The sequence below is a fragment of the Archangium gephyra genome, from assembly GCF_042230915.1.
In the GTDB taxonomy this organism is placed as follows: Bacteria; Myxococcota; Myxococcia; order Myxococcales; family Myxococcaceae; genus Archangium; species Archangium gephyra_B.
In genome coordinates this window covers 10734737-10752431 of record NZ_CP102578.1, presented here as the reverse complement: position 1 = coordinate 10752431, position 17695 = coordinate 10734737, and the positions used below count along the sequence as shown (strand labels likewise).

At 70.6% G+C, this 17695-nt stretch carries 15 protein-coding genes; 9 read left to right on the top strand and 6 right to left on the bottom strand.

Annotated features, from left to right (window positions below; translation table 11 throughout):
• Nucleotides 1-129 precede the first annotated feature (129 nt).
• Complete coding sequence (locus tag NR798_RS42305) at nt 130-987, bottom strand: calcium-binding protein (RefSeq protein ID WP_375768279.1); 858 nt, start codon at nt 985-987, stop codon at nt 130-132.
• 255 nt (nt 988-1242) lie between these two features.
• Here NR798_RS42305 and NR798_RS42300 point away from each other — a divergent pair, with 255 nt between their 5' ends.
• Nucleotides 1243-1446 carry a hypothetical protein gene (locus tag NR798_RS42300; RefSeq protein WP_375768278.1) on the top strand — a complete coding sequence of 68 codons (204 nt, stop codon included), beginning with the start codon at nt 1243-1245 and terminating at the stop codon, nt 1444-1446.
• Nucleotides 1443-2048: a hypothetical protein gene (locus NR798_RS42295; RefSeq protein WP_375768277.1), complete on the top strand. Its 606-nt coding sequence runs from the start codon at nt 1443-1445 to the stop codon at nt 2046-2048. Before NR798_RS42300 ends, NR798_RS42295 begins: the two co-directional genes overlap by 4 nt.
• Nucleotides 2049-2051: 3 nt before the next feature.
• Here the strand turns inward: NR798_RS42295 and NR798_RS42290 are convergent, their stop codons facing one another.
• From NR798_RS42290 to NR798_RS42280, 3 genes are all read right to left on the bottom strand, one after another.
• Nucleotides 2052-2765, bottom strand: coding sequence for an HAD family hydrolase (locus NR798_RS42290; protein ID WP_375773909.1), 714 nt, complete (start codon nt 2763-2765; stop codon nt 2052-2054).
• Nucleotides 2766-2849: 84 nt separating this feature from the next.
• Complete coding sequence (locus NR798_RS42285) at nt 2850-3647, bottom strand: hypothetical protein (protein ID WP_375768276.1); 798 nt, start codon at nt 3645-3647, stop codon at nt 2850-2852.
• A gap of 100 nt (nt 3648-3747) precedes the next feature.
• Nucleotides 3748-4098 carry a hypothetical protein gene (locus tag NR798_RS42280; RefSeq protein ID WP_375768275.1) on the bottom strand — a complete coding sequence of 117 codons (351 nt, stop codon included), beginning with the start codon at nt 4096-4098 and terminating at the stop codon, nt 3748-3750.
• Nucleotides 4099-4347: 249 nt separating this feature from the next.
• Between NR798_RS42280 and NR798_RS42275 the strand changes: the two genes are divergently transcribed.
• The 5 genes from NR798_RS42275 (at nt 4348) to NR798_RS42255 (ending at nt 11978) form a co-directional block, all read left to right on the top strand.
• Nucleotides 4348-5292: a site-2 protease family protein gene (locus tag NR798_RS42275; RefSeq protein ID WP_375768274.1), complete on the top strand. Its 945-nt coding sequence runs from the start codon at nt 4348-4350 to the stop codon at nt 5290-5292.
• On the top strand, nt 5289-6494 hold the full coding sequence (locus NR798_RS42270) for a hypothetical protein (protein ID WP_375768273.1): 1206 nt from the start codon (nt 5289-5291) through the stop codon (nt 6492-6494). The genes NR798_RS42275 and NR798_RS42270 overlap by 4 nt, the downstream gene beginning before the upstream one ends.
• Nucleotides 6495-6498: 4 nt before the next feature.
• Nucleotides 6499-7830: an ATP-binding protein gene (locus NR798_RS42265; protein WP_375768272.1), complete on the top strand. Its 1332-nt coding sequence runs from the start codon at nt 6499-6501 to the stop codon at nt 7828-7830.
• Nucleotides 7827-8381, top strand: a complete 555-nt coding sequence (locus tag NR798_RS42260; protein ID WP_375768271.1) for a response regulator transcription factor — start codon at nt 7827-7829, stop codon at nt 8379-8381. Before NR798_RS42265 ends, NR798_RS42260 begins: the two co-directional genes overlap by 4 nt.
• A 255-nt stretch (nt 8382-8636) precedes the next feature.
• Complete coding sequence (locus NR798_RS42255) at nt 8637-11978, top strand: OmpA family protein (protein WP_375768270.1); 3342 nt, start codon at nt 8637-8639, stop codon at nt 11976-11978.
• Between the two features lie 197 nt (nt 11979-12175).
• Here NR798_RS42255 and NR798_RS42250 read toward each other — a convergent pair whose 3' ends face one another.
• Nucleotides 12176-12577 (bottom strand): hypothetical protein, encoded by a 402-nt coding sequence (locus NR798_RS42250; protein ID WP_375768269.1) that lies wholly within the window; start codon nt 12575-12577, stop codon nt 12176-12178.
• Nucleotides 12578-12879: 302 nt separating this feature from the next.
• On the opposite strand from NR798_RS42250, the gene NR798_RS42245 reads away from it, so the two are divergent.
• A complete protein-coding gene (locus tag NR798_RS42245; protein WP_375768268.1) occupies nt 12880-14880 on the top strand; it encodes an ATP-dependent DNA helicase in 2001 nt (666 codons plus the stop codon).
• A 210-nt stretch (nt 14881-15090) separates the two neighbouring features.
• Nucleotides 15091-16569, top strand: coding sequence for a sensor histidine kinase (locus tag NR798_RS42240; protein ID WP_375768267.1), 1479 nt, complete (start codon nt 15091-15093; stop codon nt 16567-16569).
• Here the strand turns inward: NR798_RS42240 and NR798_RS42235 are convergent.
• Nucleotides 16566-17693, bottom strand: coding sequence for a type IV pilus twitching motility protein PilT (locus NR798_RS42235; protein ID WP_375768266.1), 1128 nt, complete (start codon nt 17691-17693; stop codon nt 16566-16568). The genes NR798_RS42240 and NR798_RS42235 overlap by 4 nt on opposite strands.
• Between the last annotated feature and the right edge of the window lie 2 nt (nt 17694-17695).

The following is a 17695-nucleotide window of genomic DNA, read 5'->3' as shown; positions in this document are numbered from 1 at the left end:
GAGAAACTTCACTGGCCATTACCGGCAAGGGTGCGCACGAGCGAGCAGGGCAGCCAGGAGGACAGTGTACGTCTGGCCGTCCCCGCCTCGTCCCTCCCAGGGCAGGGGAGGGAGCGAGGGGCCGTTGCTTCAGTTGGCGCCCTGGCCCTCGATGATGCGGCGCTGGAGCTCCTGGCGCAGGGGCAGGGCCTCCTCGGGGCTCAGGCGGCCGTCCTGGTTGGTGTCGTACTGCTCGAGCAGGGCCTGGCGGCGGGCGCGCACGGCGGCGAGGCGGTCCTCGCGGAGCTTCGCGCGCTCGGTGAGCTCGAGCACGCCGTTGCCGTTGGCGTCGTACTCGGCGAGCAGCTCCTGGCGCTTCTGCTCCCAGGCGGTGCGGATGGCCAGGCGGGCGGCCTCGCGCTCGGCCTCATCGAGGGTGCCGTCCTGGTTGGTGTCGTACTTCGTCAGAGCCTGCTGGCGGAGGCGCTCGCAGCGGGCCTCCATGGCGTCCACGAGGGCGGTGCGCTCCTCGGTGGACAGCGTCTTGTCGCCGTTCTCGTCGAAGGCCCAGCGCACGCGCCAGAAGGCCCAGTGGCGGATGCGCATGCCGGCGCGGGCGAAGCGCGGGGCGCCGGTCGCCGTGGCGAGGTCCTCCTTGAGGGCCTTCAGCTCGGTGCGATCCAGCTTGCCGTCCTGGTTGGCGTCGTACTTCGCCAGCACCTCCTGGCGGCGGGCGCTGAAGTCGCAGATGCCGGGGTTGTCGGTGGTGGGCTCGGTGGCGGTGTCGATGTCCTCGGCGCTCATGGAGGTGAGCGTCTCGGAGGAGGCATCGGCCACGGCCTCGGCGCCGATGTCGCCGGACTCCTCCGAGGCGGACAGGAAGGCCGAGGCCTCACCGACGGCGAGCTCCGCCTCCTGCGGGGCGGAGTTGCAGGCGGCGGTGGCCAGCGGGAGGGTGAAGCAGAGGGCAGCGGTGAGCAGACGGCGGTAGGGCGTGGTGCGGTTCATGGGCTTTCTCCGAGGGTTGTTGTCCGGCCTCGTGCTCATGAACCCAGGTGCCGCGAGTTGGTTGCGGGCGGGATTATTTCGCGCATTTCCGCCGCCAGGAGACCCACGGAGGGTGTGGGATTCCGGCATGATCTCGCGGGCCTGGCGTTGTGTTGGGTCCCTAGCGGGGATGACACTAGATTGTGCCGATAGCGCACTTCGTTGCACGCAGGGGTGCGAGGATGCCGCGAGATGGCGAAGTGAAGGAGTTGCTCCGTGAGTGACGTTCCGGCGACCCGAGGACTCTATGGTCAGCGGCCGAGCAAGAGCGCGGACGCGGCGCGGCGGCGCGAGTTCGAGCGCCTGGCAGCGATGTCTCCACGGGAACGTGTGCTTCTGGCGCTCTCGCTGAAGGAGCGTATGCGCTTCATGGGCGTGTCGGCTGCGCGTCCGCCGACAGGAGATGTGAATCGCAAGTGAGTGACTCGAGAACCATCAATCGGCAGGAACGCACGATCCAAGTGGCCGAGCGGGTGGCTGAAGTCCTGCAACAGTACGAAGTCCATACCGCGGTCATCGGCGCGGTGGCTTTGGCTGTTCATCTCTATCCGCGCTACACCGAAGACTTCGATCTGGCGGTCAATACAGAGCCCTTTCCCAAGCTTCGTCGTGTGGAAGAGGCCCTTCAGAAGGAGGGCTTCGAGGTGCGGTTCGATGCACCTGACCCCGAGGATGCGCTCGGGGGCGTCCTGCGCGTGATGGGTGATGACTTCGAGCCGATAGAGGTCGTCAACTTCTACAACCCCTGGCCCGGAGCGCGTGATTGCACCGTACTGGCTCGGGAAGCCCTTCGCGAAGCCTCGGTGGAGCTGAGCCCGGAGAGCCCGTTACGCGTCGTCAGCCTGCCCTACCTCATCGCCCTGAAGCTCTACGCGGGAGGCCGTAAGGCAACCAACGACGTTCTCGAGCTCCTCGAGCGCAACCGGGAGCGCCTGGACCTCGCCGGGCTGCGTGACGTGTGCAACCGCCACGGGCTCGGCGCGGCGCTGGAGCCCCTGCTGACGGAGCTCGGCTTCACGTAGCCGTCAGCGCGGCTCCTCGTCCTTGGCGGCGGCCACCGCGTCCGCGGCCCACGGCCAAGTGTCTCGCGAGGAGTCGTAGTGGGCCAGCAGGTCCGCTGGGTCCTTGTAGATGGCGCGGCAGCCCGCCGTGCGCAGGTCCTCCTCCGGAAAGCCTCCGCACAGCACGCCCACCGTGGGCACTCCCGCCTTGCTCGCCGCCAGCGCGTCGTAGGGCGTGTCCCCAATCACCACCACGCCGCGCGTGTCCGGCCGCCCCAGCCGCTCCAGCGCCGCCTCGAAGATGTCCGGGTGCGGCTTGGACTTCGACGCGTCGTCCTTGGACGTCTCGCCGTCCGTCAGCCCCTGGATGTTGCACAGGCGCATGTAGAACTCGAGCTCGTCCCCCTTGGCGCTGGAGGCCAGCGCGATGCGCAGCCCGTCCTTGCGCAGCCGCTGGAACAGCTCGCGCACCCGCGGAAAGGCCCGCAGCTTGGGCATGAACTCGCGCTTGAAGAGCGTGGAGCGGAAGTCGCTCAGCTCCTGGCCGAACTTCTCCAGCTCGTCCTCCGTGAAGAAGACGGGCATCAGTTGGTCCGCGCCCTTGCCAATCTGGCTGCGCACGTGCGCGAAGGGCACGTCCCGGCCGAACTCCAGGAAGGCTCGTCTCCAGGCCTCGGCATGCTCGTCCACCGAGTCCACCAGCGTGCCATCCACATCGAAGATGACGTTCTGCACCAGGGCCATGACCTCGCGCTCCTTCCCGGTGGGGAAGGTGGGGACGCTCCCCGAGGGCATCAACCCCAGCCGGACGCGTTATCCGCCCTACCGTCCGCCCAGCGCCGCGAGCGTCTTCGTCTCAACGTCGTAACCCCCCGGCGCGCTGAGCGAGAAGGTCTCCGCCGGCAGGGTGGGGTTGAGCTCCACGCGCGTGAGGGACGTCTCGGCCACCTGCTGTCCGCCACCCCACTGTGTCAGCCGCTTGGGAACGCACAGGCCGAGGGCCTGCTCGCAGTGCTCCTCCTCCACGCGCAGCTCCGCGGTGTCCTGGCCGCTGCGGGTGCGCTTGCCCAGGAAGTCCATGGCCGGCCAGCGCAGCACGTACGTCACCTCCACGTCCGTGCCAGCGGGCTTCACCGTCAGCTCCACCGCCTCGGGGCCGCGCGGGTGCGGGGTGCGGCGGGCGCTCACCCCCTGGCCGGGCAGCAGCGGCACGCGGAAGCCCTCGGGGGCGAAGGGCGCGAAGAGCCCCGTGAGCACGCCCGCGCGCTCCTCCGGGCCCAGCCCTCCGTTGCCCAGCCCTCCGTCGCCGAGCCTTCCCTCATAAGTGCGGAATTTCTTCGCCGCGTCGTCGCGCTCGTAGAGGTGCTCGCCGTCCCAGGCGAAGGCGCGCATGGCCGGGGTGCCCAGCGTCCCCAGCATCTTCTGCGGGGCGCGGTAGGCGAACTGGAAGTCCATGCGCTGGCCCGCCTCGTGCGCGGTGCCCGCCAGCACGTAGCTGGTGAGCTTGCCGTCGCGCGCGGCCAGGCGCTGCCGGGCGTCGGTGAGCAGGGCGGTGGTGTCCTCTCCCCGGCGGCAGCCGGCGAGGACGAGCAGGAGCAGGGGCAGGTGGCGGGCGGACATTGAGGCTGGAAACGGGCGCGGGAGTCGGGCGCTGAAAAAGCAGAAGGCCCCGCTGTCGCCAGGGGGCCCTCGCACACTACGTGCAAACGGCGGAGGCTGCCTACTTCACCGCCACGCCAGTCGCCTGGGAGATGGGGAAGCCGATGATCGTGCCGGTGAGGGCGAAGATGCCGTGACGCGGCGTGGTGCCGGCGCCCAGCAGCTGGATCTTGTTGCCGCCCATGGCCTTGGCCTCGGCCACCAGGAGCTTGTTCACCACGGTGTCCAGGTCGCTCTGCACCAGGTCGATCACGTGGAAGATGGCGGTCAGGCCCAGGGCGGTGCCCTGGATGACGGCGATGGGCTCGCCACCCGCAGCGGAAACCTCGTTGCCCGAAACCACGGCGGTCTCCACGCTCGTGCACGCCACGAGGCTGCTCGCCAGGAACGCCGAAACAATGGCCTTCTTCATCGTGTGCTTCCCTCCGGTTTGACGCTGGGGCGCACTGACCATCCGGTGGAGCAGGCCCCCAACAGGTCGATGGGTGTTCAAGCTGCCGGGCCGTCGTAGCAAAGGCCCCTTTCAAGTCAAGCAATGGATCTTCCGACCATCCGGCGTCACCCAATGGAGACGGAGCCGCGTTGAAATACCGGCCAGGCGTGGCTACCCCCTTCCATTCCTATGGAGAGCGCCCCCGCCCGAGCCGTCGACCGCCCCTGGTTGCACCTGCTGCTCTTCGTGCTGACCGTCGGCACCACCTCGCTCACGTTCGACAGCCTCTTCCTCGGGGCGTCGCTGCCGTGGAGCGCGCGCCTGAGCGAGGCGCTCACCTTCAGTGTCGCGCTGCTGACCATTCTCGGGGCGCACGAGATGGGGCACTACGTGCTGGCGCGTCTGCACGGCGTGGACGCGTCGCTGCCCTACTTCATCCCGCTGCCCTACCTCGGGGTGGGCACGCTGGGCGCCGTCATCCGCATCCGCGGCCGCATCCCCACCCGCAACGCCCTGGTGGACATCGGCGCCGCCGGGCCGCTGGCCGGCCTGGTGGTGGCCCTGCCCTTCCTCATCTGGGGCCTGGCGCACTCGCCGGTGGTGGACGTGCCCGAGCTGCCCGCCGCCTTCCCGGGCCGCACCTCCCTCTGGAGCCTGGGCGGGGACTTCCTCCAGTGGCTCCAGGTGAAGCTCTCCCTGGCCGAGGCCCCCCCGGCCAGCGCCTCCGTCCCCCAGCACGCCCTGCTCATCTTCGCGGATGGGCCGCTCATGCACGGGCTGAAGTGGCTGGTGCTGGGGACGCTGCCCGCCGGCAAGGGCATTCAGGAGCACCCGGTGGTGATTGCCGGCTGGTTCGGCCTGCTGGTGACGCTGCTCAACCTCGTCCCGGTGGGACAGTTCGATGGTGGACACCTCGCCTACGCCCTCTGGGGCAAGCACGCCCGGTGGGTGGGCAAGGCCATGGCCCTGGTGCTGCTTTTCCTCACCCTGTTCTACACGGTCACCTGGGGCCCCTGGTTCCTGGTGGCCACCAAGCTGGTGGGTTTCGGTCACCCGGAGGTCACCCAACCGGCCGAGCCTTTGGGACTCGGGCGGAAGCTGGTCTGCGCGGTATGCTTCGCCGCGCTGGTGGGGTGTGCCATGCCCGTGCCCATCCGAATGGAGATCTGGTGAAGTACTTCTGCGAGGCTTGCGAGCGGCTCGTTCCTCCGGCGTCGTTCCGGATGGAAGACGGCCTGCTCGTGGTCAAATGCTCGCGCTGCAAGGTGGAGATGCGCAGCGTGCCCGAGCAGGCGGGAGAGCCTGTTCCGGCGGCCACCTCCAAGCCGGTGAAGTCGCCGAAGGCGTCGCAGTCGGCCGAGCCCGTCATCATGCTCGGGCAGAGCGAGGCCGAGCCGGACCCCATCGAGAACGAGCCGACCCGGCGCGTGGCGGTGCCGGCGGAGATCCTCGCGGCCATCGAGAACGAGGCCCGGGAGGCACGCCGCAAGGAGAAGGGCTCCGCGCCCGCGAAGACGCCCGTGCCCGTGGCCGAGCCGGCGGCGAAGACGCCCGCGCCCGTGGTGGTGAAGCCCCAGGTGCCCGAGCCGGTGGTGACGCGCTTCCCCTCGCCCGAGCCCATGGCGGCGAAGGCTCCGGCGCCCGAGCCCATGGCGAAGGCGCAGGCGTCCGAGCCCATGGTGGCGAAGAGCTCCGCGCCCCGGATGGCCATGTCGGAGGCCGCGGCGGCCAACCTGATGGTGCTGCGGCTCGCGGAGGTGCAGTCGCGCTCGGGTGAGTCCACGACGGCGCCCGCTGCCCCGGAGCCCCTGCCTCCGCGGGCCTCGAGCGCCCAGTTGCGCGTGGTGCAGGACCCCTCCTCGCCGCCCGCTCCGTCCGCCTCGCCGTCGTCCTCGTCGTCGGAGGACCCCTTCATGCCGCCGCAGGGCTTCTGCCCCAAGTGCATTGGCGCGCGGAAGGAGGGCGCGGTGGTGTGCCCCTACTGCGGCCTGGACTACGCGCGCTTCCGGCCCGAGGAGTCGCGTCCCTCGGGGGCGGTGGCCTCCACGTGGTTGGGCGTGGTGGAGCTGTGGGAGAGCCGGGGCGCGCACGACAAGGTGCTGGCGCTGGCCTCGGAGCGGGGGGAGCTCGCCGCGCTGGGCCGCCTGTACCGCATCCGGCTGGCCCGCAACCCCGAGGACGCCATGGCGAAGCGGGGGCGCGAGGAAGTGCTCCGGCTGGCCGCGGCCAGCTCGACCTTCATGGCCTCGGCGCCGCCGGACAAGCGCACCAAGCTGCGGATGGCCGGGCTGGGCCTGCTCTTCCTGCTGCTGATGGTGGCGGCCGTGGTCATCGGCGCCCAGGTGAAGCGGATGCTGACGGCGGGGACGCCGTAGGGCGGTGCGGGACGCGCAGTCCATCAACCTCTCCTGGCTGCTGCGCCTGCGCTGGGGGGCCGTCGTCGGGCAGGTGGCCATCATCCTGGGCGTGCACTTCGGCCTGGGCATGACGCAGCGGCTGGGGCCGCTGTTCGCCACCATCACCGTGGCGGCGGTGAGCAACGCGGCCCTGGGGCTGTGGGCCCGGCGCGGGCGCCCCCTGCGCGAGCGGCTGCTGTGGGCGGTGATGGCGCTGGACGTGGTGCTGCTCACGGTGCTGTTGGATTTGAGCGGCGGCCCCTTCAATCCCTTCAGCGCGCTGTACCTGGTGCACATCGCGCTGGCGGCGGTGGTGTTGCGCGCGGGGTGGACGTGGGGGCTGACGGGGCTGGCCATCGCGTGCTTCGGCGCGCTCTTCGTGGACCACCTGTGGTTTCCCAGCCAGGGGAGCGAGCTGTCGTCGGCGCACCCGCAGCACCACATCCATGACGTGCGGATGCACCTGGAGGGGATGTGGGCGGCGTTCGCGCTGGCGGCGGGCTTCATCGTCTATTTCGTGCAGCGGGTGACGCGGGCGCTGGCGGCGCGCGAGGCGGAGCTGGTGGAGGCCCGGGCGGCGGCGGCGCGGCACGAGAAGCTGACGGCGCTGGGCACGCTGGCGGCCGGGGCGGCGCACGAGCTGTCCACGCCCCTGTCCACCATCGCCGTGGCGGCGCGGGAGTTGGAGCGGCAGTTGGCGCGCACCGGCGCGGACGCCACCGCGCTCGAGGACGCGCAGCTCATCCGTGAGCAGGTGGCGCGCTGCCGGGACATCCTGACGCAGATGACGTCGGACGCGGGGGCGAGCCAGGGCGAGGCCATGGTGGAGTTGGCGCCCGCGGCCCTGGTGGAGGAGGCGCTGGAGGGGCTGCCGGAGCGGGAGCGGGTGCGCACGGAGCTGGACGCCCGGACGCGGGAGGAGCGGGAGCTCGTCCCGGCACATGCCTTCGCCCGGGCCATCCGGGGCGTGGTGAAGAACGCGCTGCAGGCCTCGGCGCCGGGGACGCCAGTGCGGCTGGGGCTGGTGCGCGAGGCGGCCGGGTGGCGGCTCACGGTGGAGGACGCGGGCGAGGGGATGGCGCCGGAGGTGCTCGCGCGGGCGGGGGAGCCCTTCTTCACCACCAAGGCGCCGGGGGAGGGCATGGGGCTGGGGCTCTTCCTCACGCGCGCGGTGCTGGAGCAGCTGGGCGGGGGGCTGGTGCTGCGCTCCACGCCGGGCCGGGGGACGACGGTGGTGCTGACGTGGCCGGCGGGCGGGCTGCGACAATCCGCCGCGTTGCCTCCGGGAGCGTCCCGGGTGAAGCCAGGCGCATGACGAACCCGACGCCCGGCCATGCCCCGACCCTGCTGCTGGTGGACGACGAGGCGGTGTTCCGCGAGCGGCTGGCGCGGGCCTTCCGCGAGCGCGGCTTCGAGGTGAGCACCGCGGGCTCCCATGACGAGGCGCTCGCCCTGGCCACGAAGGAGTCCCCGGAGCTGGCGGTGGTGGATCTGCGGATGCCGGGGCGGGGAGGGCTGGAGCTGGTGCGGGCGCTGCACGCGCTGGATGCGTCCACGCGCATCATCGTGCTCACGGGCTACGGGAGCATCGCCACGGCGGTGGAGGCGGTGAAGCTGGGGGCGTTCAACTACCTGCCCAAGCCGGCGGACGTGGACGACTTGTTGCTGGCCTTCTCGAGGGGCCCGGGCGAGCCGGCGCAGGTGACGGAGGACTTCCAGCCGCCGACGCTGGCGCGCGCGGAGTGGGAGCACATCCAGCGGGTGCTGGCGGACTGTGGCGGCAACATCTCCGAGGCGGCGAGGCGGCTGGGCCTGCACCGGCGCTCGCTGCAACGCAAGCTGCAGAAGTACCCGCCCGCGCAGTAGCCGTCACCCGGAGGTCCAGGGACCCACCATCCCCTCGCGAGGAGCGAGAAGAGAAGCTCTGGGACGCAGCTCTCCCCTCGCCCTCTGGGAGAGGGACGGGGTGAGGGTATCGAGGACCCCGGGTTGCCCCTGGAGTGACGGACCTCACATCCCGGCCGTGATGCCGCGCACAGCCCGGGAGGGGTGACGCTGGCACCTTGGTGCATGCAGGGAGCCGGAAGCACGGAGCCCTGTGATTCCACTCAGGAGCGACCCATGCGCACCCATCCTTCCCACTCCCCGGACTCCCCCTCATGGCAGCGGCTCTCGCTCCTGTTCTGGGTGCTGTGGCTGCTGTCCACGCTCGCCGCGCTGCTGGTGGCCGGCCCCGCCGAGGCCCAGAGCACCAAGACGCCTCGCTACTGGAGCGACCAGCACGGCAACTTCGTCCTCATCGGCAACACGCTCGCGCAGGGCTGCAACACCGAGACGCCCGCGCCGCGAGTGGGCACCGTCGGGGACGCGTGCGGCAGCCACGGCAGGGGCGATGACACCTCGCCGGACTACTTCTGGACCATCCAGAGCAGTGCCGCGGGTGAGGAGGCCGTCGCCAACCCGGACGTGCTCCCGCAGAACGCCCGGAGCCGGGCCCGGCTGGTGCTGCCCAAGGGGGCGCGGGTGACGTACGCGCGCATCTATTGGGCGGCCACGCGCTCCAACTCGCAGAAGCCCTCGGACCGGAGCCCGGAGCGGCCGGACGACACCGCCGAGCTCACCTTCCTGCGTGACGTGCCGCTGGGCGCCCAGGAGACCCGGAGCCTCACCGCCGACGTGACCTTCACGCCGCAGTACGAGGCCACGCGGGACTTCCAGTATCAGGCCTCCCTGGACGTGACGGACTTCGTCCAGAAGTACGGGCCGGGGCTGTATCAGGTGGGCGGGGTGGACAGCATCGACCTGCGGGGCCCCTACTTCTTCTCCGAGTTCATGTTCAGCGCCTGGTGGATGGCCGTCTTCTACGAGCTGGACAGCGAGCCGATGCGCGACCTGAAGCTGTACGACGGCCTGGATGCGGTGGCGGGCGCCAGCATCACGGTCAACCTCCGGGGCTTCTACGTGCCGGAGCGCGTCAACGAGGCGAAGCTGGGCGTCGTCGCCTTCGACGGGGACGATTACGACAAGGGCGACTGGCTCGACTTCAACAAGGTCCGGATGGGCAACTCGCTGAACCCGGCGGACAACTTCTTCAACAGCACGCGCAGCCACCAGCCGCTCGCGGTGGGGTCGGTGGGAACGCCCGAGGCGGTGGCGGTGAGCGTCGCGGGAGACCTGCCCCAGCTGACAGGCACCCAGGGGAGCATGTCGGGACTGGACCTGGACGTGGTGGACGTCTCGATGGCGCCCGGCACCCAGACGGCCGAGGTGAAGGTGGGGACCTCGGGTGACATCTACTGGCTGGGCGGCTTCGTCTCCTCCATCTCCACGAAGCGCCCGGACTTCCGCGAGACGTACAAGACGGTGGAGAACCTCTCGCGCACCGATGGCACGGCGCAGCCTGGCGATCGCCTCCGCTACACCATCACCACGAAGAACACGGGGGACGACGCCGCCATCGGCACGACGTTCCTGGACACGCTGCCCGCCCAACTGGCGTACGTCGCTGACTCCCTCCAGGTGAACAGCCGGCGGGTGACCGACCGCTCCGGCGATGACGTTGGCTCGTGGGATGGGAGCACCCTCACCGTCTACCTGGGGCGTGGCGCCTCGCCGACCCAGGGCGGCGAGATGGGCATCGGTGACTCGGCCACCCTCCAGTTCGAGGCGCTCGTCGCCGCCGGGGCCACGGGAACCATCGAGAACGTCGCCATCATCAATGCCGCGGGCAAGCTGGGCACGGACGCGATGGATACCCGCTCGCGCCCGGCTCCGGGCCTGCCTCCGGGTCCCACGCTCATTCCCGTTCCGGTGCCTGCTCCCATTCCGTCGCCTGTTCCCATTCCGGCGCCTGTTCCCGATGAGGACATTCCCCCCATGCCCGAGCCCGAGCCCGAGCCAGTGGATCCGAACGACTACGTCATCGCGGGCCGTGGCTGCAGTGCCTCGAACGGCTCGCCCCTGATGTGGCTCGCGGCGCTGCTGCTCTCTGTGCCGCTGATGCGCTCGCGCCGCCGTCAGGGCTCCGCGGCTGCCGGACTGGTGGCCCTCGGCGTGCTGGCCGCTCCGCAGTTCGCCCAGGCTCAGCTTCTCGACCCGGCCACGCTGTCCCAGTCCATCGACGTGCAGCGCTACAAGCCCGGCCCCGGCGCCACGGACCTGCTCGGCGTGCACGGCGCGCGGGTGGACAGGCACCTGGGCTGGCACCTGGGCGCCTCGCTCAACTACGCCAACAACCCGTTGAACTTCCTCGACCGGCGCCAGGACGACTTCGTCTACGGCGTGGTGGCCACCCAGGTGACGCTGGACCTGATGGGCTCCATCTCCTTCTTCGACCGGTTCGAGCTGGGCCTGGCCCTGCCCCTCACGTACCAGGCCTCCGAGCGCGGCGCCGCCGTGACTCCGGCCTTCCCGGAGGGGGTGAATGGGGCGGGACTGGGGGACCTGCGGCTGGTGCCCAAGGCGCACCTCTTCTCCTCGGGCGCGCTGCATCTGGGCGTGGCCGTCCCCGTGGTGCTGCCCACCGCGGGGGGCCAGGGCTTCCGCGGCGGCGCGGGCGTGGCCGTGCGGCCCCAGTTGGTGGGCGAGTGGCTCTCCCCGAGCGGCGTGCGCGTGGTGGCCAACCTGGGGGCCCACCTGCGCGGAGAGCAGCGGCTGAGCAACCTGCGCACCGGCAACGAGCTGTCGTACGCGCTCGGGGCCCGGCTGCCCGTCGGGGAGCGGCTCGCCGTGCAGGCCCAGTTGTCGGGAGCGCTCGGACTGGCCGAGCGCAACGCCGAGGAGCTGCCGCTGGAGCTGCTGGCCTCGGTGCAGTACCGGGTGCGTGACGGGCTGCTGGCGCACGTGGGCGGTGGCCCGGGCCTGACGCGCGGTTACGGGACGCCGGGCTTCCGCATCTTCGCGGGAATCGACTGGACCCAGCCCGGCGAGCGCGCCCCGGCGGCCCGGCCCGAGCCCGTTGCCTCCACTCCGGTGCCTCCGTCCTCGCCCGTCGTGGTGACTCCGGTGTCTCCTCCGGCGCCTGTCCTCGCCGAGACCGAGCCGGTGAAGCTCTCGCCCGACGCGTCGCGGGTGCGCCTGGAGTCCAACCGCATCGTCATCCTGGAGAAGGTGCACTTCGCCACCAACAAGGACGTCATCCTGGACAGGTCCTTCGAGCTGTTGAAGCAGGTGGCGTCAGTGCTGAAGGCCAACCCGCGCGTGGAGCGGGTGCGCGTGGAGGGGCACACGGACGACCGCGGTGACGACGCCTTCAACATGGACCTGTCGAGGCGGCGGGCCACCAACGTGCGCGCCTTCCTCATCGCCGAGGGCATCGCCCCCGAGCGGCTGGTGTCGGAGGGTTACGGCGAGACGAGTCCGATGGACACCAACACGACGGAGGCGGGCCGGGAGAACAACCGCCGCGTCGAGTTCAACATCGAGAAGCTCGCCGGGAGCGGGGACACGAGTCCGTCCCGCTGAGTTGACCCTATATCCCCTCTCCCCTCGGGAGAGGGACGGGGTGAGGGTATCCGGGCCCGTTCTTCAACCCGTGGCCCTCGGTGTGGACAGTGGGCTCAACCCGGGTTCCTCAATACCCTCACCCCGTCCCTCTCCCGGAGGGCGAGGGGAAATGGCTACGGAAAGGGTCAGCGTGTTCCCAGGGAGCACCTGGCCGCTCAGGGCTTGCTCGCCTCGCGGAGCCACCGGGCCGCGTCGGAGACGTCGTCGAAGAACACGGCCGTGCCCGGGGGGGCGTGCTCCACGGTGGTGTTCGCGGAGAGCTGACTGAGCCGTGAAGGTGATTGCACCCAGGCGAAGTGGCGCAGCCCGGCCTCGCGCATGCGGGGGAACCAGTTGCTCGCCACCCAGTAGGCAGCGCCCACCCAGATGCCCGTCACGTTGCTGTTGTCGTTCAGCACCTTCGACACCCGCTGCGCCTCCATGTGGCGGAGGATCTCCTCGCAACCGGCCTTCACCATGTCCACCGACTGGTAGCCCTTCCAGTCCGCGTGGAGCCACCCATCCGGTTCGAGGTGGATGTCGATGTTCTCGCTCGCATGGAGCTGACGCCGGCCCACGTGTTTCCTCCGTTTCCGGGAGGAGTCTAACCGTGCGTCCCACCACGGCATCTTCCAGGGCGCTCTTCGTCAACGTGACGGGCCCGTGTCCGTCGTCTGCTCGGCAGAAGCGGGTGGACACGGGGTCCGAGAGGGCGACTTCTGGACGAAGACTCCTCCCCCTCGGGCGGGGAGCAGGGGAGCGGACCGACGCGGTACCAGACCCTCCGGGCAGGCAGCCGAGCCGCTTCTGCACAAAACCCGACGAGCGAGCGGCGCACTGTTATCCTGGAGTGCCTCTCCCTCCGGCGTCTCCCCCCGCAATGTCCCTGCCCGCTTCCTCGCTCCGGCTCTCCGTCGACACGCTGCTCGGCCCCGGTGGGGCGCTCCAGTCCGCGCTGGACTCGTACGAGTACCGCCCGGAGCAGCTGCAGATGGCGCGCTCGGTGGAGAAGGCCTTCAGCGAGCGGGGCTACCTGCTGGCCGAGGCGGGCACGGGCACGGGCAAGACGCTGGCCTACCTGGTGCCGGCGCTGCTGTCGGGCCGCCGGGTGGTGGTGTCCACGGCGACGAAGACGCTGCAGGAGCAGATCTTCTTCAAGGACCTGCCCCTCTTGCGCGAGCGCATGGGCCTCAGCTTCGAGGCGGCGTACCTCAAGGGGCGCAGCAACTACCTGTGCCTGCACCGCTACGAGTCCTTCAGCAAGGACCCTCAGTTCGCCTCGCGGGAAGAGGGGCGCTACTGGAAGCACCTGCAGGCGTGGGCGAGCCGGACGGAGACGGGGGACAGGAGCGAGCTGGAACTGCCCGAGTCCTTCAGTGCGTGGAGCCGGCTGTCGACGACATCGGACACGTGCCTGGGCTCGAAGTGCCCGGTGTACGAGAGCTGCCACGTGACGCGGGTGCGGCGGGCGGCGGAGGCGGCGGACCTGCTGGTGGTGAACCACCACCTCTTCTTCGCGGACCTGGCGCTCAGGGGCCGGGGCCAGCGGGGCGAGGGCGTGCTGCCGCAGTACGACGCGGTCATCTTCGACGAGGCGCACGCGCTGGAGGACGCGGCGGGGAGCTACTTCGGGCACTCGGTGTCCAGCTTCCGGCTGGAGGACCTGGTGCGCGACGCGCTGGGCACGCTGGAGACGACGGACTCGCGCTTCGGGATGCTGTCCTCGTTGGTGGTGCGCCTGCGCACGCACTCGGAGGCGCTCTTCTCGCAGGCGCCGCGGGTGCTGGGCCTCAAGGAGCACGAGGGCGCGGTGGCGCTCAACCCCGAGCGGCTGGCGCTCTTGTCGGACTCCATCCAGCAGGTGAAGGAGTCGCTCTCGGCGCTGTCGGCCTTCACCCTCAGCGAGCACGAGCCGGAGCTGACGCTGCTCACCCGGCGGTGCGCGGAGCTGGTGGCGGACCTGTCCTTCCTGGAGAAGGTGGAGTCCCACGACCACGTGTACTGGGCGGAGGCGCGCGGGCGGGGCGTCTTCCTGCGTGCGAGCCCCATTGAAATCTCCCGGGAGCTGCAGGAGCGGCTCTACGGCGGGGTGGACACGGTGGTGTTCACCTCGGCGACGCTGGCGGCGGAAGGGCGCTTCGACTTCTTCGCGCGGCGCATGGGGCTGTACGACGAGGAGGGCGTGCCGGTGGCGAGCGTGCGCACCGTGTCGGTGCCCAGCCCGTTCGACTTCGAGCAGCAGTCGGCGCTGTATCTGCCCACGCACCTGCCGGACCCGGCGGCCCCCGGCTTCATCGAGGCGGCGGCGGAGGAGATCATCCGGCTGTGCGAGGTGACGGGCGGCCGGGCCTTCGTGCTCTTCACCAGCCTGCGCAACATGGAGCGGGCGCACGCGCTGGCGCGCAGCCGGCTGCCCTACCAGGTGCTGTTGCAGGGCGAGCGGCCCAAGCAGCAGCTGCTGGAGGCCTTCCGCGAGGTGCCCAGCGTGCTCTTCGCGGCGCACAGCTTCTGGGAGGGCGTGGACGTGCCGGGGGACGCGCTGAGCCTGGTCATCATCGACCGGCTGCCGTTCGCCTCGCCGGGAGACCCGGTGGTGGCGGCGCGCATCCGCCAGCTCGAGGCGCGGGGCGAGGAGGCCTTCGGGGGCTACCAGCTTCCGCAGGCGGCGCTGGCGCTGCGGCAGGGCTTCGGCCGGCTCATCCGCACGCGCGCGGACCGGGGCATCGTCGCGATGCTGGACCGGCGCATCGTCACCAAGAGCTACGGGCGCGCCTTCCTCACCAGCCTCCCGCCGGCCCGGCGCATCAACCAGCTCGACGCGCTGAGCGCCTGGTTCGAGGGCATGCCCGAGCTCGTACGCGAGGACGACGTCGACTTCTGACGGAAGTTTTCACGCGCCGGACCTCTGCCGGGACGCCGCTGCGTTGGCTGTTGCGCATTGCGCTCCGGGCGCCCTTCGCGCCCGTGACGCGCCCGCTATTCTCCGCCATGTGAAGGATGCAGTGCTTCGACCGGGGGAGCGGAGGCAGCGATGCTGGCATGCGGGGTGGAGTGGGAAGTCGCTGGGGAGAGGGCGGGGCCGGACCCGCTTTTGAAGCGTCTCCAACAATCGGAGCGCACGCTGCTCCAGCTCTCCGAGGCGTTCGGGCAGGGGGACCCGGGGGTGATGGCCTCGGCGCTGCGGCGGGAGGCCGAGTCGCTCCAGGGGCTGCGGGGTCAGCTCGAATCGCTGCTCGGGAGCTGGGCGCTCGTCGCGGAGCTGTCCCACAGTCTGCTGAACCTGCCGCTGGAGGAGATCGAGCCGGGCCTGCGCGCCGCCCTGGCCGTGCTTGGCGAATGGTTCGAGTCCCAGCGCGCCTACGTCTTCCTGCTGTCCGAGGACCGGCATCAGGTGGCCGAGGTGTACGAGTGGTGCGCGGAGGGCGTGGCGCCCCATGACGTCGAGGGCGAGCGGAGTGTCCCGGTGGCGGCGATGCCCTGGTCGATGCGCCAGCTGCTGGCGGGGCGGACCGTCCTCGTGAAGGACACCGCGCTGCTGCCCCCGGAGGCCGCCGCCGAGCGGCAGTTGTGCGAGACGCTCGGCACCCGCTCCTACGTGCACCTGCCGCTGTTCCTGGGGGGCCGGCTCCTCGGGTGGCTGGGCTGCGACGCGGTGGGGGCACCCGGAGCGTGGACGGAGGAAGCGCTGCGCCTGTTGGCCGTCTCCGGAGGCGTGCTGGTGAATGCCCTGCAGCGCCAGCGGGTGGCGGCGTCCAACGAGCGGCTCTCCGAGAGCCTGGAGCAGCTCCAGGAGGCGCAGAGCCAGCTGCTCTTCGCGGACCGGCTGGCCACCATCGGCCAGCTCGCGGCGGGCGTGGTGCATGAGATCAACAACCCGCTCTCCTTCCTCCTCAACAACCTGGCGATTGTGAAGCGGGTGATGGGGCAGGCGCGGCTCCCGGACGTGACGCAGGCCCTGGCGGACGCGAACGAGGGCGCCGAGCAGGTACGCCTCATCGTGCAGGACCTCAAGCTGCTCTCCTGTCCGGACGAGATGGAGAGTGGCCCCGTCGAGGTGGGGAAGGTGGTGCGCAGCGCGGTGAAGCTGGCGGCCCATGAAATCCGCCACCGGGCGCACGTGGTCGAGTCGTTGGACGAGGTGCCGCGGGTGCGGGGCAACGAGGTGCGCCTGTGCCAGGTGTTCCTCAACCTGCTGCTCAACGCGGCGCACGCCATCTCACCGGGGCAGCCGGAGCGCAACCGCATCCAGGTGTCGGCGCGGGCGCTGGGGAGCCACCGCGTGCTCGTCGAGGTGAGTGACACCGGCTGTGGGATTCCGCCAGAGCTCCTGGAGCGCGTCTTCGATCCGTTCTTCACCACGAAGCCGGTGGGCGTGGGCAGCGGGCTGGGGCTCTCGGTGTGCCGGCGCATCATCACCGCGCACGGCGGGGAGCTCACCGTCGAGAGCGAGCCAGGGCGGGGCACCACCTTCCGGGTCCTCCTGCCGGTCCACGCCAGCGAGCTCGCGCGGACGCCAGAACCCGAGGTGCTCTATCTGGACGGCCCGGGGAGTGCTCCGACCGGTAGCTAGTGCGAGCCGCCGGCCTCCCCGACATCGAACTCGGGCACCTCGTACTCCGGCTTGAGGCGCTGGAGAAGCTTGGCGAAGGCCTCCTTGTCCTGGGCCTTCTCCATGGCGGCCTCGGGGGTGATGGTGTTGGCCGCCACCAGCTTCTCCAGGTGCATGTCCAGCGTCTGCATGCCCAGGTTCTGGCTCGCCTGCATCTTGCTGGCGATTTGAAACACCTTGCCCTCGCGGATCATCGACGCGATGGCGCTGGTGCCGATGAGGATCTCCAGCGCGGCCACGCGGCCCTTGCCGTCCGCGGTGCGGATGAGCTGCTGGGCGACGATGCCAGCCAGGCCCTCGGCGAGCATGCCGCGCACCTGCGGCTGCTCCTCGGCGGGGAAGGAGTTGATGATGCGGTCGATGGTGGCCGGCGCGCTGTTGGTGTGCACCGTGGCCATCACCAGCACGCCGAAGCTGGCCAGCTGCAGCGCCAGCTTCATCGTCTCGTTGGTGCGCAGCTCGCCGATGAGGATGACGTTGGGGTCCTCGCGGCCCGCCGAGCGGATGGCGGTGGCGAAGTTGGAGGCGTGGATGCCCACCTCGCGGTGCGTCACCTGGGACTTCGCCGACTCGTGCACGAACTCCACCGGATCCTCGATGGTGAGGATGTGCGCCGGGCGGGTGTGGTTGATGTGGTTGATCATCCCCGCCAGCGTGGTGGACTTGCCGCTGCCGGTGGGGCCGGTGACGAGCACCAGGCCGCTGCGGCGCTCGGCCAGCTTGCGCACCACCTCGGGGGTGTTGAGGTCCGCCAGCGACAGCACCTTGCTGGGAATGGTGCGGAAGACGGCCGCCACGCCCGTCGTCTTGTAGAAGTAGTTGGCGCGGAAGCGCGCCTTGGTGCCGTAGCTGTAGGCGAAGTCGAGGTCCAGGTCCTCCGTTATCTGCCGATGCTGCTCGGGGCCGGGAAGGATCTCGAAGAGCATCGTCTCCATCTCCTGCTGGGTGAGGAGGGCCTCGCGCAGGGGGGAGAGCTGGCCGCGGATGCGCCCCAGGGGCGGGTGGCCGATGCTCAGGTGCAGGTCGCTCCCCTTGTTCTCCAGGAGCTTGTCGAAGAGGGCGGCGATGCGCGGAGGGGAGCTCATGG

Excerpts from the sequence above, each read along its gene's own strand:
- NR798_RS42305 (WP_375768279.1), bottom strand. The coding sequence starts at position 987 with ATGAACCGCACCACGCCCTACCGCCGTCTGCTCACCGCTGCCCTCTGC.
- NR798_RS42285 (WP_375768276.1), bottom strand. The coding sequence starts at position 3,647 with ATGTCCGCCCGCCACCTGCCCCTGCTCCTGCTCGTCCTCGCCGGCTGC.
- NR798_RS42280 (WP_375768275.1), bottom strand. The coding sequence starts at position 4,098 with ATGAAGAAGGCCATTGTTTCGGCGTTCCTGGCGAGCAGCCTCGTGGCG.
- NR798_RS42260 (WP_375768271.1), top strand. The coding sequence starts at position 7,827 with ATGACGAACCCGACGCCCGGCCATGCCCCGACCCTGCTGCTGGTGGAC.
- NR798_RS42255 (WP_375768270.1), top strand. The coding sequence starts at position 8,637 with ATGCGCACCCATCCTTCCCACTCCCCGGACTCCCCCTCATGGCAGCGG.
- NR798_RS42245 (WP_375768268.1), top strand. The coding sequence starts at position 12,880 with ATGTCCCTGCCCGCTTCCTCGCTCCGGCTCTCCGTCGACACGCTGCTC.
- NR798_RS42235 (WP_375768266.1), bottom strand. The coding sequence starts at position 17,693 with ATGAGCTCCCCTCCGCGCATCGCCGCCCTCTTCGACAAGCTCCTGGAG.